We start from the raw sequence: 25,646 nt of genomic DNA on the forward strand, positions 1-25,646 counted from the left end.
TAGATTTACTATATCGGTAGTTTTTAGTGTATATTTATTATGGTATAATTTAATTAAATACCCAGTAAAGTTACGAGCTTCCACATTTACATAATTTGGCACATGATAAATTGCTTTGTATAAGGAGGAACTTTATATGAAAAGTAAAAAAATCAGCTATTTTTTAGTATGCATGGTATGGGTTATCCTAGCTTTAGGTATTACGGCGTGTTCCAGCAATAAGGAAAGTTCTGATTCTACAAAAAACAGTTCTCAGTATAATTCCACTGATACTAAGAAGATAAGCTCTAATAGTACAAGTAATAAAAAAGGAAAAGTTGAAAATCCAAAAGATAGTGCAGAAAAACATGTGCCCGCAGCTAAGGATTCAGGAGGATTAAGCTTCTTAAAAAAAGAATTAACCAGTGATACTCAGGTAAGCTTTAGTACTCCATGGAAAAGTTCTGAAGATGGAACCTATAGTGCTTGTATAGAGGGAAAAGGCAGTGAAGCTTTAGAAGAAGGACAGGGAAGGATAATAGTAAAAAGTGGACAAAAGGTATATAGTTTTGAAATTGAAAACAATACTGAAATATCTCCCAAATATTTAGAATGGGTTGACAATGAAAATATACTGGTGGTTATAGGAGGCTCTCAGGGTACAGTAGCAAAGGGAGGGGACTTGTATATGTTAAATGTCAATAAGGATGAAGCTGCACTTTTGATAAAGACACCAAGTAAGAAGCAGCAAATAATGTCTGCACAAAAAAATGAAAATGACATAAACTTGAAAGTAGATGTATATGATGATGATATGTACAATAAATCTCATGTGGAGGATTGGATTATCCACTCTTTTAATACAAATTTAAATGGTAAAATAGAAGTGAAAAATTCTGATGGGAAAGTGGTATATGAAATAAATGAATAGATCTCAAAAAATATATAATAAAGCTCTAAATAAATATAATGACGGATATATAAAAAAATCAATGGAGTTATGTGATGAAAGCATATCTATAAATATAAAGAACAGAGCGGCTATTAACTTGAAGGGTCTTTTACTATATTTAAAAGGCAATTTACAGGGTGCACGAGAACTTTGGAATATGAACCATGAAGTTAATAATGATGAGGTGGCCGAAAAGTATCTTGAAGGGTCAAAAAAAGATGATGTAAGATTTAATTTATATAAGGAAGCTTTGACATTAATCAGAGAATTGAAGATAAATGAAGCATTGGTATTGCTGGAAAGATGTGCTGAAAGTGATTTTAATTATATTGAAGTAAATAATTATAGTGCCTTGTGCTATATAAAGAAGGGTAATTATAATAAGGCATTGGAAAAGATAAATAATGTTTTTGAAGTGGATTTACATAATGCCAAAGCCAAAAAAAATATGAGATTTCTTAAAGATGTAAATGTAATAAAGAAAGGGTCGAATGTAAAAAGAGCCACATTTGTTTCTCTAGCTGTAATATTTGCCATAGCATTAATAATTGGAGTTTATAAGGGGATCATAAATCATAAAAATGATTTTGTTAATAAGAACCAGGCGGTAAAAGTAGTAAAGCATAAAAATAATGGTAATTTGGATAATAATAAGGATGTCTTTAATGAAAAGGATATGAAAAAGTACATACAAAATAAAGATTATGATTCTATGTATCTGCAGGTTAATAAATGGAAGGATAAAAAGTTGAATTCATATGATGGGGAAGTTTTATCAAGGGCTTCACAAGTCTTATATGGAGAAGGATGTTTGTATTTCTATAATTTAGGCAGTAAATATTTAAATAGTGGTGATTATAGTAATGCTATTTCTTATTTTAATAAAGCCTATGAATTTGGTTCTAAAAGCGATTTATATCCCCATATAATTTATTTTCTCGCAAATTCTATTGATTTGTCAGGAGATTTGAAAAGTGCCGCAAAATATTATTCTCAATATGATGAAAATTTTTCTGATGGAAATTATGAAGAAACGGTTTTATACAGGCTTGCTATTATATATAAGGGTATGGATGTGAGCACATCTAAAAATTATGCTGAAAAGCTAGTAAATAAATATCCTGTATCCATTTATAACAATTCTATAATAAATAGTATAATAAACAGCTAAATTTTAAAGACTAAAAAGTAGCTGCTAGACAAATAATAAAATTGTTATCTAAAGATGTAGCACTGCTATTTTCAGCATTAAAAGCAGGAATATTACAGTGACTAATCATCAGATAAAATATAATTAAGGGAAATACCCTTAAAAATTATTAAGGAGGGAAAGTAATGGTAGAAGAAATAAAGGATTCAGATTTTTCTAATTCAATTGAAAGCTCATCTACTCCTGTAGTTGTTGATTTTTGGGCTTCTTGGTGCGGACCTTGTAAAATGTTATCCCCTGTAATAGAAGAGGTTTCAGATGAATTACAGGGAAAGGCAAAATTCTTCAAGCTGAATGTAGATGAAAATCCGGTTACAGCAGCACAGTTTAAGATTGCAAGTATCCCAACTGTTATGGTATTTAAAGATGGAAATATGGTAGATAAATTTATTGGATTTAGACCAAAGGATACTATAAAGGATGTTTTGGAAAAACATATTTAATTGCGAACAGTTATTGGGAATTAAAGTATATTAAAATGACAAATTGACTTTGTTAATTTGTCATTTTAATTATATTGTTATATATGAAAATAAATTAGGAGGTGGATTCAAGTGAATTCCAGATATGATATTGCCATAGTAGGAAGTGGACCGGCAGGACTTTCCGCAGCAATCAATGCCAGGATAAGAAATAAAAGCATCCTTGTATTCGGAAAAACAGAGCTTAGTGCTAAATTAGTAAGGGCTCCCAAAATCAATAATTATCTTGGCCTGCCAGATATAACAGGATTGCAGCTAAAGGGAAGATTTGAAAATCATATAAAATCCATGGGTATAAATATAACTTTTGAGAAAATAAATGAAATATATGCTATGGGTGAATATTTTGGACTTATGGTGAATGAAAAGATGTATGAAGCAAAAACCATTGTATTAGCCACGGGTATTGAGTATACTAAAGCTCTGAAAGGTGAAGAGGAACTTTTGGGCAAGGGAGTAGGATATTGCGCCACCTGTGATGCCCCTTTGTATAAGGGAAAAGCTGTTGCTATCATAGGATACAATAAAGAAGCTGAAAGAGAAGCTAATTATGTAAATGAATTGGCTGAAAAGGTATATTATATACCTATGTACAGAGATGAGCTGGATTTGAATAAAAATGTAGAGGTAGTAAAAGATAGTATCCTTGAAATATACGGAAAAGAAAAAGTTGAAAAGGTTATTTTAAAGCATGGAGAAATAAGTACAGATGGAGTATTTGTATTAAAGGACAGTATCTCACCGGCTCAACTGGTACCGGGAATTGTAATGGAGGATAATCATGTAAAGGTTGATGTAAATATGAATACCAATATACCGGGATGCTTTGCAGCAGGAGATTGTGTTGGAAAGCCATATCAGTATATGAAGGCTGCAGGTCAGGGACAGGTAGCTGCATTAAATGCTGTTTTATACCTTGACAAACAACAAGTTAATTAAAAAGAGGCTGTTGCACTAATCTTTTTAGTGCAACAGCCCTTTTTTAGTTGACTACAAAAAACACATGGTTTCCTATAGATTTAACATTTTTTTTATCTATATTTTTCATCCATTGGGAAGTGGCTATTCTCGGGTTATAGAAGAAAATAGACTTACCTGTGGGATCTACTCCTTTTAATGCTTGAAGAACTGCGCTATAGCTTTCCTCATTTGGAGTTACATCTATAACTCCATTTTTCACACAGGAAAAAGCTCCTCTTTGTGTTACTACTCCTTTTACTGTTTTTGGGAATTCAGGATATTGCAATCTGTTCAATATTACAGAAGCTACTGCCACCTTACCTTCAAAGGGTTCACAATTACTTTCAGCATAAACTACTTTGGCCATTAAATCTACGTCATTTTGTGTTATGTATATTTTTTGGTTAGAGTAGTTAAATACCTGAACAACCTCTTCCTGTTCATTAAACAAAGTGGAATTGGTGCTGTTAAGAGTGTGTGAACTTACATTTTGAGAAGGTATAAATAGCATCAAAAAGAAAATAATAAAATAAATAATTTTTTTCAAATTGAATCATCTCCTTATTACCGACGGGGTTAGCTGACGGGTTCGGTAAAGGCATAACCTACGTATAAATACGATTCACCCCAATGTTACTGGTTTCCCCGTGTTTTTAGTAAAACTTAGGTCAATGATATTGTACCCATTTAACAAAATAAAATACATTCTATTAAAATTTTTTAAAATCATTTAAAGTACTGATATAAACAATGTTAAATAGTGTATAATTATTAGTAGATACTTTTTATAGGACGGTGAAACGGGTGGAATTATTGCAAATGATGGTTAATTCAGTGAGAAATATAAGCATATCATCTGTTATGGATATATTAGTGGTGTCGTATATACTTTACAAAGGATATATGCTTATAAAAGAAACCAGAGCTGAGCAGCTTTTAAAGGGAATTATACTTATAATATTTCTTATACCAATAAGCAGTTTTTTTCACTTGGTAATGCTTAATTGGATACTTACCAAGACCTTAACTATAGGTGTTCTCTCTTTTGTTATTATATTTCAGCCTGAAATTCGTCGGGCGCTTGAGCATCTGGGGAGAACTGCCTTTAATGATAAACACATATTACAGGATGAAGAAGTAATGGAAAAGGTGGTAACTGAAATTGTAAATTCCGTAGATAATTTATCTAAAAGTAAAACAGGAGCTCTTATTGTAATTGAACAGATTACAGGGCTTGGAGATATAATAAATACGGGTACTAAAGTAGACGCCATAGTATCAGCTGCCCTTTTAGAAAATATATTTGTAGTAAATACGCCGCTGCATGATGGGGCAACTATAATAAGGAATGACAGAATAGTGTCAGCAGGTTGTTTTTTACCTCTTACGAACAACAATGATTTAAATAAAAAGTTGGGTACAAGGCATAGAGCTGCAATTGGAATATCAGAAAATTCCGATGCCTTAATTGTAGTAGTCTCGGAAGAAACGGGGACTATTTCCTTTGCTGTAAATGGAAAACTTATAAGAAATTACACTAAGGATAGACTAAAAAAGATCCTTGTTACTATAATGAAAAAAAGATCCCAAAAAAAGTCTACATGGAGAGAGAGGGTGATTGAGTGGAAGGAAAAAATAAAAAAAGCCAAATCTTAATAAAGGTATGTTGTGTAATTGCAGCATTCATTTTATGGTTATATATATTTAATGTTCAAAATCCTATAACAGAGAGAAAGATTGTGGTGCCTGTAACTATAGTCAATAAAGATGTACTTGCTCAATCAAAACTTGTTCAGGTAGGCAGCGATCAATTTAATATATCTCTTCTTATAAAGGGAAATGCTTCTGATGTATACTCGGTAAAGCCAAGTGATTTTAAGCTGAACTCGGATTTAAGTTCTTATGTCATGAAAAAAGGGGAAAACAATATACCGGTGACTGTAAAAAAGAGTCCTGATAATATAAGCATAGAAAATAACGAGAACTTGTGGATAAAGATACAACTTGATGAATTGAAGAAAAAAAGTGTACCTATAAGGGTAACTATAATAGGAAAACCCAAGGCGGGATATTATGCCCTGGATCCAGTCTTGAAGGTGGAAAAGGCAGAAATAAGCGGTTCTCAGGATATGGTAAATGAAGTAAGATATGCTGCAGCCGTATATGATGTAAGATATGCTCAGAATGATATAAATACAACAGTGTCACTTCAGCCTCAGGATGTATCCGGGAATATAATAAAAAATGTTAAAATAAATCCTGCTGGTGTTAAGATTAAAGTGCCTGTTGGAAAAATAAAAACTGTTCCGGTGAATATTAAAATTCAAGGCAATTCTGCAGGTGAGGCTATAACTAGTTCAATAACTGCAGTGCCAGACAAGATAGACATATCAGGGGATGAAAGTGTAATAAAGAATATAAGTGGAATAGACACGGAACCTATTGAGCTAAGTAAAATGGGAGATGCAGGCAATGCCCAGGCGAAATTAATAGTTCCAAAGGGAGTAAAATTAATAAATAGTAATGGGATAGTACAATTAAAAATAAGTTCCGGTACAGTTAAAACTGATAGTGAATCTCAAAAACAGTTAAATCTTAATGTACAGATTAGAAATTTAAATAACAGTTATACGGCGAAATTGAGCAGCAGCAGTGTGTCAATAGTAGTTTCAGGATCTGACAGTATTGTAAATAATTTAAATGCGGATAGTATAGTATGCTTTGTAGATACCAGTTCAATGTCTGAGGGAGTTCAGTCAGCTAATGTGGTTGTATCCCTGCCTCAAGGCATATCATTAGTATCACAAAGCCCACAGAATATAAATGTAGATATAAGGCAGAAAACAGCGGAGGATCAAAATGGCAATTAGGATAAATAATTTGATTATAAATATAGATGAAGACTGTGCAGAATTAAAAAATAAAGCTGCCAAAAAACTTAGGATAAGTGAAGGCGACATTGAAAGATTTAGAATACTGAGGAAATCTATAGACGCTAGAAGAAAAAACAATATAAGATTTAACTGTTCTGTAGAAGTGAGCTGTCGTGGAGAAAAAAAAATGGCATTGAAGTTAAGTGACAAAGATGTAAAAATAGAAGAAAAAATTGCAGAAGAAGAGGCGGCAGTTCCGGGAAAAAAGAAGATGAGTTCCAGACCTGTAGTTGTTGGCATGGGTCCTGCAGGTATGTTTGCAGGACTTTTCCTGGCAGAAAGAGGATACAGACCCATCATAATAGAAAGAGGAGAAAGAATTGAAGACAGGACAAAAACTGTAAATCAATTTTGGAATACTGGAAAGTTGGATTTGGAGTCCAATGTACAATTTGGAGAAGGCGGTGCAGGAACCTTTTCCGACGGGAAATTAACCACTAGGATAAAGGATAAAAGGTGCGATTTTATTTTAGATACATTTTCAAAATATGGTGCTCCAGATGAAATTACATATGATGGCAAGCCTCATATAGGAACGGATAACTTGAAACTTGTAGTTAGGAATATAAGAAATAAAATATTAGAATCAGGTGGAGAAATATTATTTAAAAGTAAACTGGAGGATTTGGTAATAGAAAATAAAAGGCTAAAAGCGGTAATTGTAAATGGAAGTGAAATACACTGTGATAATTTAATACTGGCTATAGGGCACAGTTCCAGGGATACCTATGAAATGCTTTCTAGAAGAGAAGTATTCATGGAATCTAAGGCTTTTGCAATAGGGGTCAGGGTGGAACATTCACAACATATGATAGATGTGAACCAATATGGAAAATTTGCAGGACATCCTAAACTAGGACCTGCAGACTATAAGCTTACACATAAAAGTAAAAGTGGAAGAGGAATCTACAGCTTTTGTATGTGTCCCGGAGGAAAAGTTGTAGCAGCAGCCTCAGAGGAAAGGGCACTTGTGACTAATGGAATGAGTTATTATAACAGGGATCTGGACAATGCAAATTCTGCCGTAGTGGTAACTGTGGCAGAAAGGGATTTTCAAGGTAATTCCCCTTTAAAGGGTATGGAATTTCAAAGATATTATGAAAGGCTGGCATATAAGCTGGGTGGAGGAAATTATACTGCTCCAGTACAATTGATTAGGGATTTTTTAAGAGAAAGAGTATCCACTGCATTTGGAAAAGTAAGACCCACTTATATGCCGGGATGTGAATTTAGGGATTTAAGGCAGTGTCTTCCTGCAGAAGTGGTCAGTGCATTGCAGGAGGGATTTGTCCACTTTGAAAAGAAAATAGGAGGATATGCAGAAGGTGATGGGATAATAACAGGTATTGAAACCAGGACTTCTGCACCAGTTAGAATAATGAGAAATAGTAATTTGGAAAGTATATCTGTGGAGGGATTATATCCCTGTGGAGAAGGTGCAGGATATGCAGGAGGTATAATATCTGCGGCAGTAGACGGTTTAAAAACAGCAGAAAACATAATTAAAAATTACAGGCCCTTATAATTAATATTGTTAAAGGCTTTCTTTTTAAAATATATTTGGTAAAATATGATTATCGGGAAATATATTTTATGGAGGTATTTTATATGGATAATATTATACTGGCAATTAATCCTGGATCTACGTCAACGAAAATAGCATTATTTGAAAATGAAGAATGTAGAATTTCAGATAATATATTGCATGATGTGAATAAAATAAAAGGTTTTCAGAGCATATATGCTCAAAAAGAAATGCGTACGGAAGTTGTATTAAACTGGCTTAAATCCAATAACATAGCACTAAGCAGCTTATCTGCCGTAGTGGGCAGGGGGGGATTGTTAAGATCCATGCCTGGTGGAACTTATAGGGTTACACAAAAAATGCTGGAGGATTTAAAGATAGGTTATCAGGCACAACATGCCTCCAACTTAGGTGGAATCATTGCAAATATAATAGCCAAGAAAGCTGGGGTACAGGCATTCATAGTGGATCCGGTAGCAGTAGATGAAATAGATGATATTGCGAGAATATCTGGTATGCCTAAGATTGCAAGAAGATCTCTTGTTCATGCATTAAATACCAAGGCTGTTTGTAGAAAAATATGTGATAAATACAATAAGGATTTTAACAGCAGTTCCTTTGTAGTTGCTCATATAGGCGGTGGAATTTCTGTATCACCCATTGAAAATGGCAGAATAATTGATACAAATAATGCAAATGAAGAAGGGCCTTTTTCACCGGAGAGAACAGGAACTTTGCCCTGCGGAGATTTAATAGAATTAGCTTTTAGTGGGAATTACACTTATGAGGAACTGAGAAAAAAGATTGTAGGCGGAGGGGGACTTGTAGCGTACTTAGGGACAAATGATGGTAAAAAAGTAGCTGATAGAATTGAAAATGGAGATAAAAAAGCAAAATTTATACTTCAGGCAATGGCATATCAGATTGCTAAGGAAATAGGGGCCATGTCTGTAGAACTCAGTGGAAAGGCTGATGCGGTAATACTGACTGGAGGAATGGCTTATAGCAAGATTCTTACAGATGTTATAAAAAAAATGGTAGGTTTTATTGCTCCTGTTGAAATAATCCCGGGGGAACTTGAAATGCTGGCTTTAGTACAGGGAGCATTAAGAGTACTTCAAGGAAAGGAAAGGGTGAAAATTTACGATGAGGAGGCATCGTTTTCATAGTAAACTAAATATCATTGACAGTGCAAGCTGCTTATGCCAGCATGGTATTCCCTCTTTATGAAGCTTGGGGATAAGCAATGGCAGCCATGAGGGAATAAACTAATAGGATTTTAAGGAGGGTAAATATGCTTTGCAGAATTTTAGTAATTGCTCCTGGTTCCACATCCACTAAAATATGTGTTTATGAAAATAAAAAAGAAATAATGAGGGAAACTGTAATGTATTCGTCAACTCAAATAAGTAAATATGACAGGATTTATGATCAGTTTCAATTTAGGAATGAAGATATATTAAATACATTGAAGAAAAAAGCTGTGAATTTAAATACCTTAAATGCAGTAGTTGGAAGAGGAGGGCTTTTAAAACTTGAGGGAAGTGAAATTTATAGGGTGAATAAAGCAATGATAGAGGATTTAAAAGCTGGAATAGAGGGTGAACATGCTTCAAATTTAGGCGGCATAATAGCAGATAGTATAGCAGCACCCTTAAATATACCTGCATTTATAGTGAATTCAGTTACTATAGATGAATTGGAGGATATAGCAAGAATATCAGGTATGCCTGAGATAACCAGAAAGAGCAAATTTCATGGGTTGAATCAAAAAGTAGTGGCAAAAAAGTATGCCATGAGCATAGGTAAAAATTATATAGATTTGAATTTAATAGTTGCTCATATGGGAGGGGGAGTTTCAGTAGGTGCACATAAAAAAGGCAGAGTGATTGATGTAAATAATGCGCTGGACGGAGATGGACCATTTGCACCGGAGAGAGCAGGTGGAGTTCCTGTAGGTGATTTAGTTAAACTATGTTATAGCGGGCAGTACAGTTATAACAAGATAAAAAAGATGATAAGTGGAGAAGGTGGACTTGCAGGTTACTTGGGCACAAATGATTTTAGAGAATTAGAGATGAAAGCCAACACAGGTGATGAAAAAGCTAAGGTAATATTAGATGCTTTTATACTCCAGGTATCTAAAGAAATAGGAAAATGTGCAGCAGTTCTTTGTGGAAAAGTTGATGCTATAATTTTAACAGGCGGTATAGCCTGCAGCGGGGAAGCAGTAAAAAAGATAAAGAAAAAGGTGTCTTTTATTTCACCTGTAATCAGCTATCCCGGAGGATATGAGTTAATGGCTCTGGCACAAGCTGGCTTAAGAGCCTTAAAGGGAGAAAAAGTTTTGGAATATGAATAATTAGATATAATAAATTAATCATTAGAAATTTAAGACATTTGAGATATTTGTGATATAATATATATAGAAGATAGAAGTCATATAAATTCTAAAGTAATTGTAATTATGCATATTTAAAGTAATGATTAAATAAGTTAAGTATTTTATCATAAAAAATAACCCTTAAGTATTTTTTAGACAACATAGGTTAGGTAGTTGTGAACTGTATGTGAAATCGTTTACTAATAATATGAAATTAAATATCAGGTCTTTTTAAGATGAGGTGATAGTATGAGCAGAATTAGAATATTTACAGGCCATTTTGGAAGTGGCAAAACTGAAATAGCTATTAATTATGCAATAAATATTGCAGACAAAAATCAAAAAGCAGCAATAGTTGATTTAGATATAGTAAATCCTTATTTTTGTACAAGAAGTTTGAAAAGACAATTAGAAAAAAAAGGAGTAAAAGTCATATCCTCAGATCCAAATTTATTAAATGCGGAATTAATGGTGGTGCCTGCTGAAGTGCTTTCAGTGTTTAATGATAAAACTTATCAGGTGATTTTTGATGTAGGCGGAGATGCTCAGGGAGCTGTGGCTCTTGGACAATTCAATGAATATTTTAAAAGTGAGCCTTATGATATGTACTATGTAGTTAATAATGAAAGACCTTTAACATCAAATAATGAAGATACTGAAGAATATATAAAATTTATAGAAGCTTCTTCTAGATTAAAAGTAACTCATCTTATTTCAAATAGTAATTTATCTTATGAAACCACTGTTTCAGACGTGTTAAAAGGGGACAGGATGGTTAAAAAATTATCACAAAAGTTGAAAATACCCCATTCATATACTGTTTGCAGGGCAGATTTAGCAGATGAAATTCAAGCCAAAGCAAGTGGAAAAATATTTCCTATAGATATTTACATGAAGGCACCTTGGCAGTGAAATATGTTGGTTTGATATATTTTTAAGTAATTAATATGCTAGAAATAAAATTTATATAAAGTTAAAAGTATTAAGTTTATTGTCCAGAAATATTACGACTAAATACAATTATATCTAATAGCTAAATTTTTAGGAGGGGATTTCTCATGCCAAAAGTAACTTTTAGGGAAGAGAGATGCAAAGGTTGTGGACATTGTATAGAAGTCTGTCCCAAAAAGATTGTGTCGTTTTCCACCAAGTTAAATGTAAAAGGGTATCATCCAGCTACTGTTCCGGAAGATAAGATTGAAGAATGTGTAGCATGTGCATCTTGTGCCAGAATATGTCCAGACTGTGTAATAACTGTTGAAAAATAATAAGGAGGTAAGCTTTTTATGGGAAAAAAGGTATTAATGAAGGGTAATGAAGCCATTGGCGAGGCAGCCGTAAGGTCAAATTGTCAAGCTTTTTTCGGGTATCCTATTACCCCGCAGACAGAAGTTGCAGCCTATATGTCCAAGGTTATGCCAAAGAAAAATAGAGTTTTTATTCAGGCAGAAAGTGAAGTAGCCGCTATAAATATGGTTTATGGTGCGGCCGGTACCGGCGTTAGATGTATGACATCTTCAAGTTCACCTGGAATCAGCTTGAAGTCGGAAGGTATATCGTATATTGCAGCGGCAGAACTGCCATGCCTTATTATGAATATAGTAAGAGGAGGTCCGGGACTTGGAAGTATACAGCCGGCTCAGTCAGATTATTTTCAGGCAACAAAAGGCGGGGGACATGGAGATTACAATATGCCTGTATTTGCACCAGCCTCAATACAGGAAATGATAGATTTAATACAAGACGCTTTTGATGTGGCTGATATGTATAGAACTCCTTGTATGGTAATGGGAGACGGAATGCTTGGGCAAATGATGGAACCTGTTGAATTTAAAGACAGGCCTCAGAAAAAACTACCGGAGAAGACTTGGGCAGCCAATGGACTTAAAGGAAGAAAAAAGCATAATATTATAAATTCACTGTATTTGGCACCAGAGGAATTGGAAGCTCATAATGAAAAACTTCAGAATAAGTTTAAAAAGATAAAGGAAAATGAAGTCAGATATGAATTATTCAACTGTGATGAAAAATGTGATTTGATATTAGTGGCATACGGAACCACATCCAGGATATGCAAGAACGTAATTAAAATGGCTAAAAAGGAAGGAATAAATATAGGATTAATCAGGCCGATAACATTGTGGCCGTTTCCAATGGAAGCTTTTGAAAAAACTATAAACAATACAAAATATGGATATCTGTCTGTGGAAATGAGCTGCGGACAAATGGTTTATGATGTGAAACTGGCAGCTAGCGGCAGAAAGCCAGTAGGTTTTTATGGAAGATCTGGAGGTATGGTTCCAGAACCTTCAGATATTCTTGAAAAGGTTAAGGCCATGATGGGAGGGGAGAAATAATGACTGTAGTATATGAACCACCAAAATCACTGCTGGATGTACCAACACACTATTGCCCAGGGTGTACTCACGGAGTAATTCACAAATTAGTTGGAGAAGTAATAGATGAGTTTGGAATATTGGACAAAACTATTGCCGTTGTACCAGTAGGATGCTCAGTTTTAGCCTATAATTATTTTGCCTGTGATGTATTTGAAGCAGCTCATGGCAGGGCACCGGCAGTTGCTACAGGTGTAAAAAGAACTAATCCAGATAATGTGGTGTTTACTTATCAGGGAGATGGGGATTTGGCGGCTATAGGTACTGCAGAAATAATTCATGCAGCTACAAGAGGAGAAAATTTAACTACTATATTTGTGAATAACTGCATTTATGGTATGACCGGAGGACAAATGGCTCCAACTACTCTGCCAGGGCAGGTCACTGAAACCACTCCTTATGGAAGAGATGTAAAAATAGCCGGATATCCAGTAAGAGTTTCAGAAATGATATCTACTCTTACAGGCGCATGTTATGTAGAGAGAGTTTCTGTAGATACCATACCTCATCTTTTAAAAGCTAAAAAGGCCATAAAGAAGGCATTTCAAAATCAACTGGAGGGAAAAGGATTTTCACTGGTTGAGGTTCTTTCAATATGTCCTACCAACTGGGGATTATCGCCTAAGGAATCAATGCAGTGGCTAAGAGATAATATGATACCATATTATCCTTTAGGAGTAAAAAAAGACAATACTGGTACTGGGGAGGTGAAGTAAGGTGACATCACAACAGATTATTTTTGCAGGATTTGGTGGACAGGGTATTTTGTCCATGGGTAAATTTTTGGCTTATGCAGGAATGGATGCCAACTTAAATGTTTCCTGGCTTCCTTCTTATGGACCTGAAATGAGAGGTGGTACGGCCAACTGTTCTGTTATATTGACAGATGAAGATATAGGTTCCCCCATAGTTTTGAGGGCAGACAGCATAGTTGTAATGAACAGACCTTCTCTAGAAAAATTTGAAAATTCAGTAGAACCTAATGGCATAATAGTAATGGATTCAGATTTAATAGATATCATGCCCAAGAGAAATGATATAAAAATCATAGCAATTCCAGCTCAAACTATAGCAGAAGAAATAGGAAGTAAAAAAATAGCTAATATGATTTTGCTGGGAGCTTTGGTAAAGGAAACTGGAATAGTTTCTGTAGAGCAATTACTTGAATCTTTAAGAGCCCATGGAAAAGAAAGGTTTTTTGAATCCAATAAACTGGCAGTGGAAAAAGGTATTGAATTTGTAAAGTAAATTTTAATTAAGGCGCACTTTATAAATGTTCGTAATGGCATTTATAAAGTGCTTTTTAAATTCTCATGAGAAAAGTACATTGTAGAAATATTTTTAATGTAATATAATATAAAATGAATATTTTAATTTAAACGGAAAATTTAAATTGCGACCGGAATAAAATTAACTTTTAATAAGTGAGGTATTAATATGCAAAGAATATTTGGAACTGATGGTGTAAGAGGAATTGCAAATAAGGAATTAACTCCAGAATTGGCATATAAATTAGGAAAAGCAGGAGCATATGTATTGACGGAAACAGCGCATAAACCTAAGATACTTGTAGGAATGGATACTAGAATATCTGGAGATATGCTGGAAAGTGCATTGGTTTCAGGTATACTCTCCATAGGGGCGGAAGCCATTTGCATTGGAGTAATACCAACGCCTGCAGTAGCCTATTTAACAAGAAAATACAAAGCGGATGCGGGAGTGGTTATATCAGCTTCTCATAATCCGGTAGAATATAATGGCATAAAGTTTTTTAACGGCTCAGGATATAAATTGTCTGATGCATTGGAAGATAAAATACAGTACATAATTGAAAGTGATTTTAAAGGTATATCTGTTCCACTAGGTGAACAAATAGGAAGAAAAATAGTTGTGACGGAGGATGCATTAAAAAACTATGTTGATTTTGCAAAATCAACTATTGATATTGACCTTAAGGGATTGAAGGTAGTTTTGGATTGTGCAAATGGTGCATCTTATATAACTTCTGTAAGGGCTTTTGAAGAATTAGGAGCAGAGGTAAAAATTATAAATAATAACCCAGATGGAATAAACATAAATAATAATTGCGGTTCTACCCATCCTGAAGAACTTATGAGGACTGTAGTAGAAGAGGGATACGATTTGGGACTTGCTTTTGACGGGGATGCCGACAGGTGTCTTGCAGTAGATGAAAATGGAAGCCTGATAAATGGAGATTTTATAATGGCCATAATAGGTAAAAATTTAAAAGATGAGGGCAAGCTATACAAAAATACAGTGGTAGTTACTGTTATGAGCAACATGGGCCTTGATATAGCACTTAAGAAAGAGAAGATGAGTACAGTAAAAACTAAAGTTGGAGATAGATATGTACTTGAAAAGATGAAGGAAGAAGGATATAAGTTAGGAGGGGAACAGTCCGGCCATATAATTATGCTTGATTATAATACCACAGGAGATGGGCTCATTACCGCCCTTCAAATATCTTCTATAGTTAAGAAGAGCGGTAAAAAATTATCACAGCTTGCTTCCATGATGAAAAATCTTCCCCAGGTATTGGCAAATGCAAAGGTGTCTAATGACAAAAAAGGTATATATGAGGAGGATAAAGAAATAGTAGAAAAAATAAAGGAAATAAGAGAAAGGCTGGATGGCTGCGGAAGAGTACTTATAAGGCCTTCTGGGACAGAGCCACTGGTAAGGGTCATGCTGGAAGGAGAGGCTCAGGATGAAATAGATAAGATTGCCCGCAATTTGGCTGAACTAATTCAAAGAAAGGCCAACTTATCAAGTAATTCTTAGGTCCGGTAAAAATATTTAGAATATATGAATTTAAATACACTGTTGTGAAAAACTAAACAGTGTATTTTTAATTTTATTATATTGTAAATGGGAAAATATAGTATAGTAAGGATACTAAATGATTTTTGCCTATGGTTTCTTTATAGTTATAAAATGTTAAAAGGAGTGTATGAATAATGACATGGCAATATAAAGTACTTACAATGGAAAATTTTCTAGGCGCAGATGATGATTTGACTGTAGAAGAAACATTGAATAAATGTGGTAAGGATGGTTGGGAATTTGCAGGAGTTTTACAAAAGCCATATACTACACTGGGTAAGGATCCCAAAGTTGATGGCGATTGCATAATATTCAAAAAACGTACTGAAGACTAGATTATAAAAAATCAAGGCAAAAATTATTTAGTTAAATACCCGATTACCACCGCAGTTCTGCATATCTGACTTGCCTGGAGATTATAGAGCCGGATCCATTCATTTAATAATATGTTAATATAAAATTAATAATTGGATTTAGTGCATATTTATATATGTAAGCCTTAGAAAATGCCTGGATTTCAAGATAATTCAGAGTAAATTCCATATTCAGGATTTATGCTTTTCATGATTATAATAGTTGACAAAAAATTAGATTAAATAATATAATGTATTGATGATAATTTTATGTTATCAATTATATTGAAAGCAGGTGATGATTAGCAGTAGGATGAGTAATTAAAAGCGCCAGAACTTAAGTAAGATTACAAATCTTTAGTTTGATTTAGCCGAACTTACTCAGACATCAGTCTGAGTTTCATTGAAAAATAATTTTCGATTTTTTTAGTCGGACTTGAGTTGACGAGGATGGGGAGTATCGAATCTTCGGCGGGTGCCCCACGGTATCGCACTACCGTTAACAGCTGATAAAACCAGGAAGCAATTTCTGATACAACATCAGTTTGGTGTAAAAACCTTTAATGGGAATGAAATATATGATCCCAAAAGCACAATTGCCTGAAATTATAGCAGCAGTTCAGGTTTTCTTTGATTACAATTTTTTGTTTTCATAGTGAAACTGCATTGCTATTAAGGAAAATTGTGTTGTATTTAGTATATTAAAATTGAAAGGAAGATTAGTATGTGCGGAATAGTTGGATTTGTTGGGAAAAAACAGGCTTCACCTATTTTAATTGAAGGACTCAGTAAACTTGAATACAGGGGATATGATTCAGCAGGTGTTGCCATAATAGATAAAGACCATATTAATGTGATAAAGTGCAAAGGAAGGCTTGAAAACCTAGAAAATAAATTGTCAAAACATCCGTTAAAGGGTATAGTTGGAATTGGGCATACAAGGTGGGCTACTCATGGAAAGCCGTCTGATTTAAATGCACATCCCCATAACAGTCAGGATGGAACTATAAGCGTAGTTCATAATGGTATAATAGAAAATTATGTACAGCTTAGAGAATGGCTTATTTCAAAGGGATATAAATTTGTATCTGAAACTGATACAGAAGTTATTCCCCAGTTAATAGAATACTTTTATCAGGGAGATATAGTTGAAGCAGTTATGAGAGCAATATCCAAAATAAAAGGCAGTTATGCCATAGGGGTTATCTGCTCAAAAGAACCCGGGAAATTAGTTGCAGTAAGAAAGGACAGTCCTCTTATAGTGGGGCTTGGCAAAGATGAATATTATATAGCATCGGATATTCCTGCTGTACTCAATCATACCAGAGATATATATCTTCTAAATGACAATGAATTTGTTGTTATAACTGAAGATGGTGTAAAACTTTTATCTGAAGATAAAAAAGAGATAAAAAGGGATGTATATCATGTTACATGGAGTGCCAATGCTGCCGAAAAAGGTGGATTTGACCATTTTATGATGAAGGAAATACATGAGCAGCCAAAGGCAATTAAAGATACCATGACATCCAGGATTATGCTGGGTAAGCCGGTAACCTTGGATGATATAAAGATAACAAAAGAGCAAATTAAAAATATAGATAAAATATATATAGTAGCCTGCGGAACTGCATATCATGCAGGAATAGTAGGAAAATATGTAATAGAAAAATTGGTTAGAATGCCGGTAGAGGTGGACATTGCTTCCGAGTTTAGATACAGAGATCCTATAATAGATGAAAGAACCTTGATGATAATTATAAGTCAGTCAGGAGAGACAGCGGATACTCTTGCGGCTTTAAGGGAAGCAAAGGCACAGGGAGCCAGGGTGATAGCCATAACAAATGTGGTGGGAAGTTCTGTTTCGAGGGAAGCAGATGATGTTCTTTACACCTGGGCAGGGCCTGAAATAGCAGTTGCTTCTACAAAAGCATATGTAACCCAGCTCATAGCACTTTATATAATAGCACTTTTCTTCGCACAGCATAAAGAAACCATAAGCGTGGAAAAGATAGAACAGTTAAAGAAGGAAATGCTTTCTTTACCAGTAAAAGCGGAAAAGGTACTTGCCAATAAAGAAATTGTTCAAGAATTTGCAGAGAAGACTTATAAGGAGAACGATGTATTTTATCTTGGAAGAGGCCTTGACTATGCAGTTGCCCTTGAGGGATCCTTAAAATTAAAGGAAATATCCTATATCCACTCGGAAGCTTATGCAGGCGGAGAGCTAAAACATGGGCCTATAGCTTTAATTGAGGATGGAACTGTGGTAATTGCAGGGGCTACTCAAGAAAATCTGGTTGAAAAAATGGTAAGTAATATTAAAGAAGTAACTACAAGAGGTGCTAAAGTTTTGGCATTTACTTTTGAGGGAAACAAGGATGTTGAAAAAGCAGTTGATTCCGTAATATACCTGCCAAGGACAATGAATATATTTGCACCGGTGCTTGCGGTGATTCCACTGCAGCTTCTGGCATATTATATTTCCATAAAGAAAGGCTGCGATGTGGATAAGCCTAGGAATCTGGCAAAGTCAGTTACTGTAGAGTAATTTGAATTTAGAAATGCTGTAATTGTGCAGCTGTCTAAAGAAGTCTTAAACTAAATATTATGCTATTCAAGTATTGGATATTGAACATCAAAATATAAAACTCCATATGCTCAGAAATTTGAGTATATGGAGTTTTTGTTTTATAAGATAAAAGTATGAGAAGGAACGGAAAATTAATTGTTTATGAATATAAAAATTATGAAGGCCTATAAAAGAATTCCCATTTGTATATTATCTTATATAATTTACTACATTTAAGTTTCTTTTAGGGGCAATCATTTTTTTGTTTAGTGACATGTATCCTAAAGCTACACCATAATAAGGTTCATATCCGTCCGGGATACCAAGTTTTTTGACCTCATCTTTTAGGTTTAAGAAAAATTTTATCAATCCAATCCAAACAGAACCAATGTTTAAGCTTTCTGCTGCTAGGAGCATATTTTGTATTGCTGCGCAGCAATCAACTTTTGGAGAAAGTGCATTTTTATTACCGGATACAATAATTAATGTTGGAGCATTATATGTTAGATTTATTTTGGAATTTGACCCCATATTTTTGATCCAATCAATTTGTGATTTTATCATCAACTCTTTAGATTTATCACTAATGTACTGTATTATTTCTTTATTTTGAATAACAGTAAAATGCCACGGTTGGTCATTGTGACCAGAAGGTGCGTAAATACCAGATTGAATAATTAAATCTAAATCCTCTTGTTTTATTTGTGTAGGTAAGTAAGCTCTTACACTCCTCCTATTTTTTATTGCATTTAAAACTTCGTTCATATAATTTCCTCCTTACTCGTTAATTTTATAAAATAATAACATTAAAAGTATTATAATGTAAGTACGCACAAATTTGATATGTAATATCAAAAAGGATACTATTAAGATAATTAGATACAAGATATATTGTTATAAAAATGTATTAGGAGAAGAAACTAATGTCAAAATCAATTAATTTAGAATCAGATTGTCCTATGAATTTAGCTATAAATATACTTAGTGGAAAGTGGAAATTAGCAATTCTTTGGCATTTGTCAAGAGGAACTATTAGATTTAATGAATTACAAAGAACATTAGCTAATATTACTCAAAAAACATTGACAATGCAATTAAGAGAGTTAGAAAAGGATGGAATAATTTATAGAGAAGTTTATCCGGAATCCCCACCAAGAGCAGAATATGGCCTCACTAATATGGGGAAAAGTATGCAGCCCATCTTAAGTGCCATGTGTGAATGGGGAAAAGATTATAAAAAAATAATAAATGAAAACAGTAATTAATATAAATAGTAAATTTATAGAGGAGATTTTAATGAGAACTAAATATGTAATAGTAGAAGATTATAATCCAGAATGGAAAAATGAATTTGAACGTATAAAAGATGAATTATTAATAGTTTTTTCTGGAAAAATAAATTCTATTGAGCATGTAGAAAGTACATCTGTTGAGGGATTGGCGGCAAAACCAATTATTGACATAGATGTTGTGATTGACAAAAATTTTGAAGAAGTAAAAAAAGCATTGGAATCTATTGGATATATATACGAAGGACATTTGGGCATACCTGGTAGAGAGGCATTTGATTATGAAAATAAATTTTATTGTTTTTTATAGTTATAAAGTAGATAATTATATATGGAAGGAGATATAAAAATGAATTATTTAAGCACAGAGCTCAGAAAATGTCTTATTGGAAAAGGCGCTTCAATTGTCGGTTTTGCAGACTTGAAAGATATTCCAGAAGATCAGAGAGAAAACTACAGATATGGAATTTCAATTGCGGTAGCAATGAATCCGTATATAATTGCTGGAATAAAAAATGGACCGACAAAAGATTATTATGCTGAATATGCAAGAGTAAATGAGCTTCTAGATAATCTTGATGAATACGCAGCAAAGATCATAAGACAGTATGGATTTAAGGCATTACCAAAAGTAAAAAGAATCATTCAAACGGATAAAACAACATTGAAGACAACTTTGCCCCATAAAACTGTAGCAACCAGGTCAGGAATTGGCTGGATTGGAAAATGTGCATTACTTGTTACCAAGGAATTCGGTTCAGCTGTAAGATTATCAACTATATTAACTGATGCGGAATTAAACATTGGTTTGCCTATAAATGAATCAAAATGTGGAAAATGCTCTACATGTACAAGTTTTTGCCCTAGTAATGCAGTGCTAGGAATTAACTGGAGTATAAATACAGATAGGAGTAATTATTTTGATGCTTTTAAGTGTAGGGATGAGGCACAAAAAAGAAGCAATGAACTTGGCGTAGAGGAAAGAATTTGTGGAAAATGTATATTTGTCTGTCCTTGGACACAAAAATATTTAAAATCACAGAATTCAATTTGAAAATATTTTTGGAGCTGATTCTTTCCTTTCTATAATAATTTCCATGATTTTATTAAATATACTAATTTAATAATAAAAAATAAAGCCTCATTTCTGACACAATAATTATTCCTGTACTCAAATTCAAAGTACATATAGATATAAGTTGGAAAAATTTCTCTTAAAAAACAGACAGTAATTTTCAACAAGATTAGTTAGAAACTATAAATTTCTAATTTGGCAATTTTAAAAAATAAGTTGAAATATATTTTAAAGCATTATATGATGAATTCAGACATCGATGTACTTTATTTAAAAAGAAGGTAAGTTATGAATACTAATATTGAGATGATACCATCATATAAAGTTGCCTATATACGAAGGACAGGATCTTATGGCTCAGACAATGTACAAATAATGGAACAATTAAAAAATTGGGCTAGAGAAAAAAACTTATTAAATGAAAGTTCAATCATATTAGGAATAACCCAAGATAACCCTCAATTCACAGAACCTAAAGATTGTCGTTATGATGTATGTTTAGTTATTTCAGATGAATTTAAGGATGATAATAAATATATTAATTTTGGAAAAACTATTAGTGGAAAATATTTTGTATTTAAAATAAGTCATACGGTAGATGCCATGCAAAAAGCATGGATGGAGATATTCCAAGAGTTATCAAAAAGAAATTATAAATTTGATGATAGAAGACCCATTGTTGAACGCTATGCAATGCAGATGATAAATAAACACTACTGTGAAATTTGTGTTCCAATATTATAAAAAATATTAAGACAAGTAGTAATTTATAGAGGTGTTGAAATGTTAAGATTAAGATCTTATAAAAAGTGTGATGCAAAATATATTGTAAATTGGATAAAGGACGAAGTTTCTTTTCGAAAATGGTGTGCTGATAGATACGATAAATATCCTATTACATCAGAAGATATGAATAGATATTATGATGATGTTGCTAATGCAGATAATTTTTATGAAATGACGGCATTTGATGAAACAGGAATAGTAGGTCATCTGATAATGAGGTTTATAGATGAAGATAAATCTATACTACGATTTGGATTTGTTATTGTTGATGATACCAAACGAGGTCAAGGCTGCGGAAAAGAAATGCTGCAACTAGCTTTAAAATATGCATTTGAAATTTTAAAAGTTAATAAAGTAAGATTGGGAGTATTTGAAAATAATCAACCTGCTTATTATTGCTATAAAGCAGTTGGATTTAAAGATGTTCCAATAAATGAAGTAGAATACTATCATGTTTTGAATGAAGACTGGAAATGTCTTGAATTAGAAATGGTAAGCAATTTATAAGTTCCAATTTGGCGTTGAGTATTATAAATAGTAATTCATAGGGATTAAACCTGCCTCTAATTAACTGTGGGAAAAAAGGCATTTTTTGATATTGTTTAAAATTCTTACGCCTTTTAGAGAGTTTATCCAGCATTTCAATGTCACCCTGCAAAAATTTTGGGACTTCAAAGCAATACATCATAAATATATCATCACCGATCCCTGTTACCGATCCAATTTTAAGCAATAAATGTCGCATTACTCTAAAAACTTTTACAAACTCATTTCTCAGGGACTCCCGGGTATTTGCATCCTTAGAAATTATTTCAAGCTTTTTCTCTATCCATTTTTGTTTTGCAGGAAATTTTTGTATAAAAAGTTTTTTACCCTTTATAAATTCACTTTGCTGTTTTTTTAATAGCTCAGTTGGCTTCAGATTAGTATTTTTATATTCTTTAACTTGATTGTTAATAAATGATGGGTGATCTGCAGGGTATTCATAATAAACCTCAAACTCGTGAGGACTTCTATGACCATAAAGCTCCAAATACTTTTCGCGGGTTAAACTTCCATCAATCACTTGTTCTATTGCCAGCAGTGGTTTCATGCTTGTAAAGGTTTGTTCACTGCTGAAATTAGAACATAGCAAATTCACCAGTTCCTCCCCCGCCATCTTAGCCAGCTTTTTTCTAAGTGTTGCTAATGTTGCACTCACTGCACCACCAAACCATATATTCCATAAAGCTGATAAAAACATAGTATTCCTTTATTACAAATTTGCGACTGAGTAAAGAAACCCTAATGGAAAATGGGAATGAAGACCTTAAATAATGTTATAATAAAATAAATGGTAAGTATGACCTAAAGACAAGTTGTATTAGTATATTTGGGCGGCAAAGATGACTTGATAGATCATATTTCAAATAAGAATAGCGTAAAATAAACATAAAATATTAAAGCAAGGTGATTATTATGGGAAAAATATACGGCTTTTATGCAATGCCCCACCCTCCCATTGCAATTCCAGAAGTAGCGCACGGTCAGGAGACAGAAATAAAAAATACCCTGGATGCCTGCGGTAAAATTGGTGAAGATATAGCGGCTATAAAACCAGACACAATAATAATAATTACACCCCATGGCCCGGTGTTTAGTGACGCAATTGCCCTGTCCTGTCAGCACAGTATACAGGGGGATTTGGCCAAATTCGGGGCACCGCAGGTAAGTCAGAGCTGCAATATAAATTTGACATTAACAGAAAAGATAATAGAATATTCAAAAGAACAAAATATCTTGACGGGAAAGATAACCACAAGATCTGCAGAGCAGTATGGAATTAAATATGAATTGGATCATGGAGCTTTAGTGCCCCTGTATTTTGTAAATGAGAAATACAAAGATTACAAATTGGTTCATATAACTTATGGGATGCTTTCAAAGATGCAGCTTTATAAATTTGGAATGTGTATTAAAGAAGCTGCAGGCCAGGTGGATACCAGAGCAGTATTTATTGCAAGCGGGGATTTATCTCACAGGCTTACTGCAGATGGACCCTATGAATACAGCCCCTATGGGAAAAAATTTGATAGAGAAATTACTTCACTGCTTGAAAAAGGGGATGTTTCAGGAATATTCAATATTGACAGCAAGACCATAAATGAAGCAGGGCAATGTGCATTGAGATCCTACTACATAATGCTGGGAGCAATGAATGGATGTCATATTAAAGGCAGCATCTTATCTTATGAAGGTCCTTTTGGAGTGGGATACGGGGTGATGAGTTTTTCTCTCAAAGATGATAACAAGGATACCTATGGAAGATTAGTTGAAGAAAAACAAGAAATAACTGCGGAAAAGAAGAAAATTGAAGATACTTATGTAAGGCTTGCACGTGAAAGCTTAACTTATTATCTGGATCATGGAAAATATTTAAAAACTCCGGCATATGTAACCACTGAAATGAAAAACAGTAAAAGAGGAGTTTTTGTGTCCATGAAAAAGGAAGGCCGGCTCCGGGGATGTATTGGAACTATTTTCCCAGCTGCGGAAAATACAGCTGAAGAAATTATAAAAAATGCTGTTTCGGCAGGAATGCATGATCCGAGATTTATGCCGGTGAGAAAGGAAGAACTTGAAGATATAGATTTTTCTGTAGATGTGCTTACCAGGCCAGAAAAAGCTTTAAGAGAAGAACTGGCCCCCGAAAAATATGGGGTAATAGTTACAAAAGGATCTAGATGTGGTTTGCTGCTTCCAGATTTGGAAGGTGTGGATACAGTGGATAAACAGCTTCAAATTGCACTTGAGAAGGGAAACATATCCCCAGATGAAGAATATGCTATTAAAAGGTTTCAGGTTATAAGGCACGAGTAAAAGTTTTTTGAGTATTGGAGGAAGATAATTTTTGTTACATGAAGCATTGTTTTATGAAAAGCAGGGTAATAGTGTAAAATGCAGGTTGTGTCCCCATAATTGCATTATAGGTGATAAAATGCAGGGAAGGTGTTCTGTTAGGGTGAATAGAGGCGGAGTGCTGCAATCTGTGAATTATGGAGAAATAACATCCATGGCGGTTGATCCTATAGAGAAAAAACCTCTGTATCATTTTAAACCTGGCAGCAGTATTTTGTCTGTAGGAAGTTTCGGGTGTAACTTTTCCTGCAGATTTTGCCAGAATTATACAATAGCTCAGTATAGACCTGAAAGTCATTATATATCTTCTGACGAATTAATAGAAAGGTGTTTGAATATAAGGGATAATGTTGGTATAGCTTTTACTTATAATGAGCCTGTAATATGGTATGAATATGTGTATGAAACATCAAAAAAGCTTAAGGAAAGCCATCCGGAATTTAGTGTAGTGCTTGTTACAAATGGATATATTGAAGAAAAACCGCTTCAAAAACTTTTACCTTATGTGGATGCTGTGAATATAGATTTAAAGTCATTTAACCCCAAATACTATGAAAAAGTATGCGGAGGAGATGTTGAGACTGTACTGGAAATCATAAGCAAAGCCTCTCAAAAGACTCATGTAGAAGTGACCACGCTGCTGGTAAGGGATTTAAATGATTCCCTTTCAGAAGTGGAGAGCATAGCTTCTTATCTTGAAGATTTAGACAAAGACATTCCACTTCATTTATCCAGGTATTTTCCAACCTACAAGATGGATCGCCCGGCTACGGACACAGGCATAATGACAGAGGCTAGAAAAATTGCCAGGAAGCATTTGAATTATGTCTATCTTGGAAATGTTCAAGGTGTTGACAACTCTACATATTGTCCTAATTGTGGAGAACTTCTGTTAGAGAGAAATGAATTTTTTACTAAGGTTCACATGGAGGATCACAGCAAATGTCCTAAGTGCGGGCACCATATAAATATATTATTTTGACTGACTTTATTTTAACTCCTGCCAAGA

26 protein-coding genes, 1 pseudogene and 1 riboswitch are annotated in these 25,646 nt (G+C 33.9%); of the genes and pseudogenes, 24 read left to right on the top strand and 3 right to left on the bottom strand.

All coding sequences use genetic code 11. The features are described 5' to 3' along the window. The first annotated feature begins 136 nt into the window (after positions 1-136). The 4 genes from ACYUJ6_RS00880 (at position 137) to ACYUJ6_RS00895 (ending at position 3,562) form a co-directional block, all read left to right on the top strand. On the top strand, positions 137-910 hold the full coding sequence (locus tag ACYUJ6_RS00880; protein WP_461844022.1) for a DUF4652 domain-containing protein: 774 nt from the start codon (positions 137-139) through the stop codon (positions 908-910). Beyond that, entirely contained in the window at positions 903-2,102 is a 1,200-nt protein-coding gene (locus ACYUJ6_RS00885) for a tetratricopeptide repeat protein (protein ID WP_461844023.1), read from the top strand. The genes ACYUJ6_RS00880 and ACYUJ6_RS00885 overlap by 8 nt, the downstream gene beginning before the upstream one ends. A 164-nt stretch (positions 2,103-2,266) precedes the next feature. Next, positions 2,267-2,584 carry a thioredoxin gene (gene trxA, locus ACYUJ6_RS00890; protein WP_461844024.1) on the top strand — a complete coding sequence of 106 codons (318 nt, stop codon included), beginning with the start codon at positions 2,267-2,269 and terminating at the stop codon, positions 2,582-2,584. Positions 2,585-2,695: 111 nt separating this feature from the next. Next, the gene (locus ACYUJ6_RS00895) at positions 2,696-3,562 is read left to right on the top strand and encodes an NAD(P)/FAD-dependent oxidoreductase (protein WP_461844025.1); all 867 of its coding nucleotides are present in this window, start codon (positions 2,696-2,698) and stop codon (positions 3,560-3,562) included. Positions 3,563-3,605: 43 nt separating this feature from the next. On the opposite strand, the gene ACYUJ6_RS00900 is transcribed toward ACYUJ6_RS00895, so the two are convergent. Further along, the gene (locus ACYUJ6_RS00900; protein ID WP_461844026.1) at positions 3,606-4,130 is read right to left on the bottom strand and encodes a cell wall hydrolase; all 525 of its coding nucleotides are present in this window, start codon (positions 4,128-4,130) and stop codon (positions 3,606-3,608) included. Positions 4,131-4,133: 3 nt separating this feature from the next. After that, positions 4,134-4,263, bottom strand: a riboswitch (cyclic di-AMP (ydaO/yuaA leader). A 124-nt stretch (positions 4,264-4,387) separates the two neighbouring features. Here ACYUJ6_RS00900 and cdaA point away from each other — a divergent pair. From cdaA to glmS, 13 genes are all read left to right on the top strand, one after another. Then, positions 4,388-5,239: a diadenylate cyclase CdaA gene (gene cdaA, locus ACYUJ6_RS00905; RefSeq protein WP_461844027.1), complete on the top strand. Its 852-nt coding sequence runs from the start codon at positions 4,388-4,390 to the stop codon at positions 5,237-5,239. Beyond that, entirely contained in the window at positions 5,206-6,453 is a 1,248-nt protein-coding gene (locus ACYUJ6_RS00910; RefSeq protein WP_461844028.1) for a CdaR family protein, read from the top strand. The genes cdaA and ACYUJ6_RS00910 overlap by 34 nt, the downstream gene beginning before the upstream one ends. Beyond that, positions 6,443-8,041 carry an NAD(P)/FAD-dependent oxidoreductase gene (locus ACYUJ6_RS00915; protein ID WP_461844029.1) on the top strand — a complete coding sequence of 533 codons (1,599 nt, stop codon included), beginning with the start codon at positions 6,443-6,445 and terminating at the stop codon, positions 8,039-8,041. The genes ACYUJ6_RS00910 and ACYUJ6_RS00915 overlap by 11 nt, the downstream gene beginning before the upstream one ends. Positions 8,042-8,124: 83 nt before the next feature. Then, entirely contained in the window at positions 8,125-9,210 is a 1,086-nt protein-coding gene (buk, locus tag ACYUJ6_RS00920) for a butyrate kinase (protein WP_461844030.1), read from the top strand. A 125-nt stretch (positions 9,211-9,335) separates the two neighbouring features. Beyond that, positions 9,336-10,403 carry a butyrate kinase gene (gene buk / locus ACYUJ6_RS00925; protein WP_461844031.1) on the top strand — a complete coding sequence of 356 codons (1,068 nt, stop codon included), beginning with the start codon at positions 9,336-9,338 and terminating at the stop codon, positions 10,401-10,403. Positions 10,404-10,673: 270 nt separating this feature from the next. Then, positions 10,674-11,336 (top strand): ATP-binding protein, encoded by a 663-nt coding sequence (locus ACYUJ6_RS00930; protein ID WP_461844032.1) that lies wholly within the window; start codon positions 10,674-10,676, stop codon positions 11,334-11,336. A 146-nt stretch (positions 11,337-11,482) separates the two neighbouring features. Further along, complete coding sequence (locus ACYUJ6_RS00935) at positions 11,483-11,692, top strand: 4Fe-4S dicluster domain-containing protein (protein ID WP_369705540.1); 210 nt, start codon at positions 11,483-11,485, stop codon at positions 11,690-11,692. A gap of 18 nt (positions 11,693-11,710) precedes the next feature. Beyond that, positions 11,711-12,781: a 3-methyl-2-oxobutanoate dehydrogenase subunit VorB gene (locus tag ACYUJ6_RS00940; RefSeq protein WP_461844033.1), complete on the top strand. Its 1,071-nt coding sequence runs from the start codon at positions 11,711-11,713 to the stop codon at positions 12,779-12,781. Further along, positions 12,781-13,536, top strand: a complete 756-nt coding sequence (locus ACYUJ6_RS00945) for a thiamine pyrophosphate-dependent enzyme (protein ID WP_461844034.1) — start codon at positions 12,781-12,783, stop codon at positions 13,534-13,536. The genes ACYUJ6_RS00940 and ACYUJ6_RS00945 overlap by 1 nt, the downstream gene beginning before the upstream one ends. Before the next feature lies 1 nt (position 13,537). Continuing rightward, the gene (locus tag ACYUJ6_RS00950; protein ID WP_461844035.1) at positions 13,538-14,068 is read left to right on the top strand and encodes a 2-oxoacid:acceptor oxidoreductase family protein; all 531 of its coding nucleotides are present in this window, start codon (positions 13,538-13,540) and stop codon (positions 14,066-14,068) included. Positions 14,069-14,257: 189 nt separating this feature from the next. Next, positions 14,258-15,622 (top strand): phosphoglucosamine mutase, encoded by a 1,365-nt coding sequence (gene glmM, locus ACYUJ6_RS00955; protein WP_461844036.1) that lies wholly within the window; start codon positions 14,258-14,260, stop codon positions 15,620-15,622. 176 nt (positions 15,623-15,798) lie between these two features. Continuing rightward, a complete protein-coding gene (locus ACYUJ6_RS00960) occupies positions 15,799-15,999 on the top strand; it encodes a DUF4177 domain-containing protein (RefSeq protein WP_461844037.1) in 201 nt (66 codons plus the stop codon). 742 nt (positions 16,000-16,741) lie between these two features. Next, on the top strand, positions 16,742-18,568 hold the full coding sequence (gene glmS, locus ACYUJ6_RS00965; protein ID WP_461844038.1) for a glutamine--fructose-6-phosphate transaminase (isomerizing): 1,827 nt from the start codon (positions 16,742-16,744) through the stop codon (positions 18,566-18,568). Positions 18,569-18,799: 231 nt separating this feature from the next. Here the strand turns inward: glmS and ACYUJ6_RS00970 are convergent, their stop codons facing one another. Then, on the bottom strand, positions 18,800-19,354 hold the full coding sequence (locus tag ACYUJ6_RS00970) for a nitroreductase family protein (RefSeq protein WP_461844039.1): 555 nt from the start codon (positions 19,352-19,354) through the stop codon (positions 18,800-18,802). Positions 19,355-19,512: 158 nt separating this feature from the next. On the opposite strand from ACYUJ6_RS00970, the gene ACYUJ6_RS00975 reads away from it, so the two are divergent. The 5 genes and pseudogenes from ACYUJ6_RS00975 (at position 19,513) to ACYUJ6_RS00995 (ending at position 22,246) form a co-directional block, all read left to right on the top strand. Further along, positions 19,513-19,854: a winged helix-turn-helix transcriptional regulator gene (locus tag ACYUJ6_RS00975; RefSeq protein ID WP_461844040.1), complete on the top strand. Its 342-nt coding sequence runs from the start codon at positions 19,513-19,515 to the stop codon at positions 19,852-19,854. Positions 19,855-19,885: 31 nt separating this feature from the next. After that, positions 19,886-20,170 (top strand): annotated as a pseudogene (locus tag ACYUJ6_RS00980) (GrpB family protein); the annotation flags it as partial. A 57-nt stretch (positions 20,171-20,227) separates the two neighbouring features. Further along, positions 20,228-20,932 (top strand): 4Fe-4S double cluster binding domain-containing protein, encoded by a 705-nt coding sequence (locus ACYUJ6_RS00985; RefSeq protein WP_461844041.1) that lies wholly within the window; start codon positions 20,228-20,230, stop codon positions 20,930-20,932. Between the two features lie 309 nt (positions 20,933-21,241). After that, complete coding sequence (locus tag ACYUJ6_RS00990) at positions 21,242-21,697, top strand: AraC family transcriptional regulator (RefSeq protein ID WP_461844042.1); 456 nt, start codon at positions 21,242-21,244, stop codon at positions 21,695-21,697. 39 nt (positions 21,698-21,736) lie between these two features. After that, positions 21,737-22,246 (top strand): GNAT family N-acetyltransferase, encoded by a 510-nt coding sequence (locus ACYUJ6_RS00995; RefSeq protein WP_461844043.1) that lies wholly within the window; start codon positions 21,737-21,739, stop codon positions 22,244-22,246. On the opposite strand, the gene ACYUJ6_RS01000 is transcribed toward ACYUJ6_RS00995, so the two are convergent. After that, positions 22,155-22,940, bottom strand: coding sequence for a hypothetical protein (locus tag ACYUJ6_RS01000; RefSeq protein ID WP_461844044.1), 786 nt, complete (start codon positions 22,938-22,940; stop codon positions 22,155-22,157). The genes ACYUJ6_RS00995 and ACYUJ6_RS01000 overlap by 92 nt on opposite strands. Before the next feature lie 257 nt (positions 22,941-23,197). On the opposite strand from ACYUJ6_RS01000, the gene amrA reads away from it, so the two are divergent. Both amrA and amrS read left to right on the top strand, forming a co-directional pair. Continuing rightward, on the top strand, positions 23,198-24,598 hold the full coding sequence (amrA, locus tag ACYUJ6_RS01005; RefSeq protein WP_461844045.1) for an AmmeMemoRadiSam system protein A: 1,401 nt from the start codon (positions 23,198-23,200) through the stop codon (positions 24,596-24,598). A 31-nt stretch (positions 24,599-24,629) separates the two neighbouring features. Further along, entirely contained in the window at positions 24,630-25,619 is a 990-nt protein-coding gene (amrS, locus tag ACYUJ6_RS01010; protein WP_461844046.1) for an AmmeMemoRadiSam system radical SAM enzyme, read from the top strand. The last annotated feature ends 27 nt before the right edge of the window (positions 25,620-25,646 follow it).

This window comes from Clostridium sp. JNZ X4-2 (assembly GCF_054889485.1).

Coding starts and splice junctions, on each gene's coding strand:
- ACYUJ6_RS00915 (WP_461844029.1), top strand. CDS start 6,443: ATGGCAATTAGGATAAATAATTTGATTATAAATATAGATGAAGACTGT.
- ACYUJ6_RS00975 (WP_461844040.1), top strand. CDS start 19,513: ATGTCAAAATCAATTAATTTAGAATCAGATTGTCCTATGAATTTAGCT.
- glmM (WP_461844036.1), top strand. CDS start 14,258: ATGCAAAGAATATTTGGAACTGATGGTGTAAGAGGAATTGCAAATAAG.
- ACYUJ6_RS00930 (WP_461844032.1), top strand. CDS start 10,674: ATGAGCAGAATTAGAATATTTACAGGCCATTTTGGAAGTGGCAAAACT.
- ACYUJ6_RS00935 (WP_369705540.1), top strand. CDS start 11,483: ATGCCAAAAGTAACTTTTAGGGAAGAGAGATGCAAAGGTTGTGGACAT.
- buk (WP_461844030.1), top strand. CDS start 8,125: ATGGATAATATTATACTGGCAATTAATCCTGGATCTACGTCAACGAAA.
- ACYUJ6_RS00940 (WP_461844033.1), top strand. CDS start 11,711: ATGGGAAAAAAGGTATTAATGAAGGGTAATGAAGCCATTGGCGAGGCA.
- buk (WP_461844031.1), top strand. CDS start 9,336: ATGCTTTGCAGAATTTTAGTAATTGCTCCTGGTTCCACATCCACTAAA.
- ACYUJ6_RS00985 (WP_461844041.1), top strand. CDS start 20,228: ATGAATTATTTAAGCACAGAGCTCAGAAAATGTCTTATTGGAAAAGGC.
- ACYUJ6_RS00945 (WP_461844034.1), top strand. CDS start 12,781: ATGACTGTAGTATATGAACCACCAAAATCACTGCTGGATGTACCAACA.
- glmS (WP_461844038.1), top strand. CDS start 16,742: ATGTGCGGAATAGTTGGATTTGTTGGGAAAAAACAGGCTTCACCTATT.
- ACYUJ6_RS00990 (WP_461844042.1), top strand. CDS start 21,242: ATGAATACTAATATTGAGATGATACCATCATATAAAGTTGCCTATATA.
- trxA (WP_461844024.1), top strand. CDS start 2,267: ATGGTAGAAGAAATAAAGGATTCAGATTTTTCTAATTCAATTGAAAGC.
- amrA (WP_461844045.1), top strand. CDS start 23,198: ATGGGAAAAATATACGGCTTTTATGCAATGCCCCACCCTCCCATTGCA.
- ACYUJ6_RS00995 (WP_461844043.1), top strand. CDS start 21,737: ATGTTAAGATTAAGATCTTATAAAAAGTGTGATGCAAAATATATTGTA.
- ACYUJ6_RS00960 (WP_461844037.1), top strand. CDS start 15,799: ATGACATGGCAATATAAAGTACTTACAATGGAAAATTTTCTAGGCGCA.
- ACYUJ6_RS00885 (WP_461844023.1), top strand. CDS start 903: ATGAATAGATCTCAAAAAATATATAATAAAGCTCTAAATAAATATAAT.
- ACYUJ6_RS00880 (WP_461844022.1), top strand. CDS start 137: ATGAAAAGTAAAAAAATCAGCTATTTTTTAGTATGCATGGTATGGGTT.
- ACYUJ6_RS00970 (WP_461844039.1), bottom strand. CDS start 19,354: ATGAACGAAGTTTTAAATGCAATAAAAAATAGGAGGAGTGTAAGAGCT.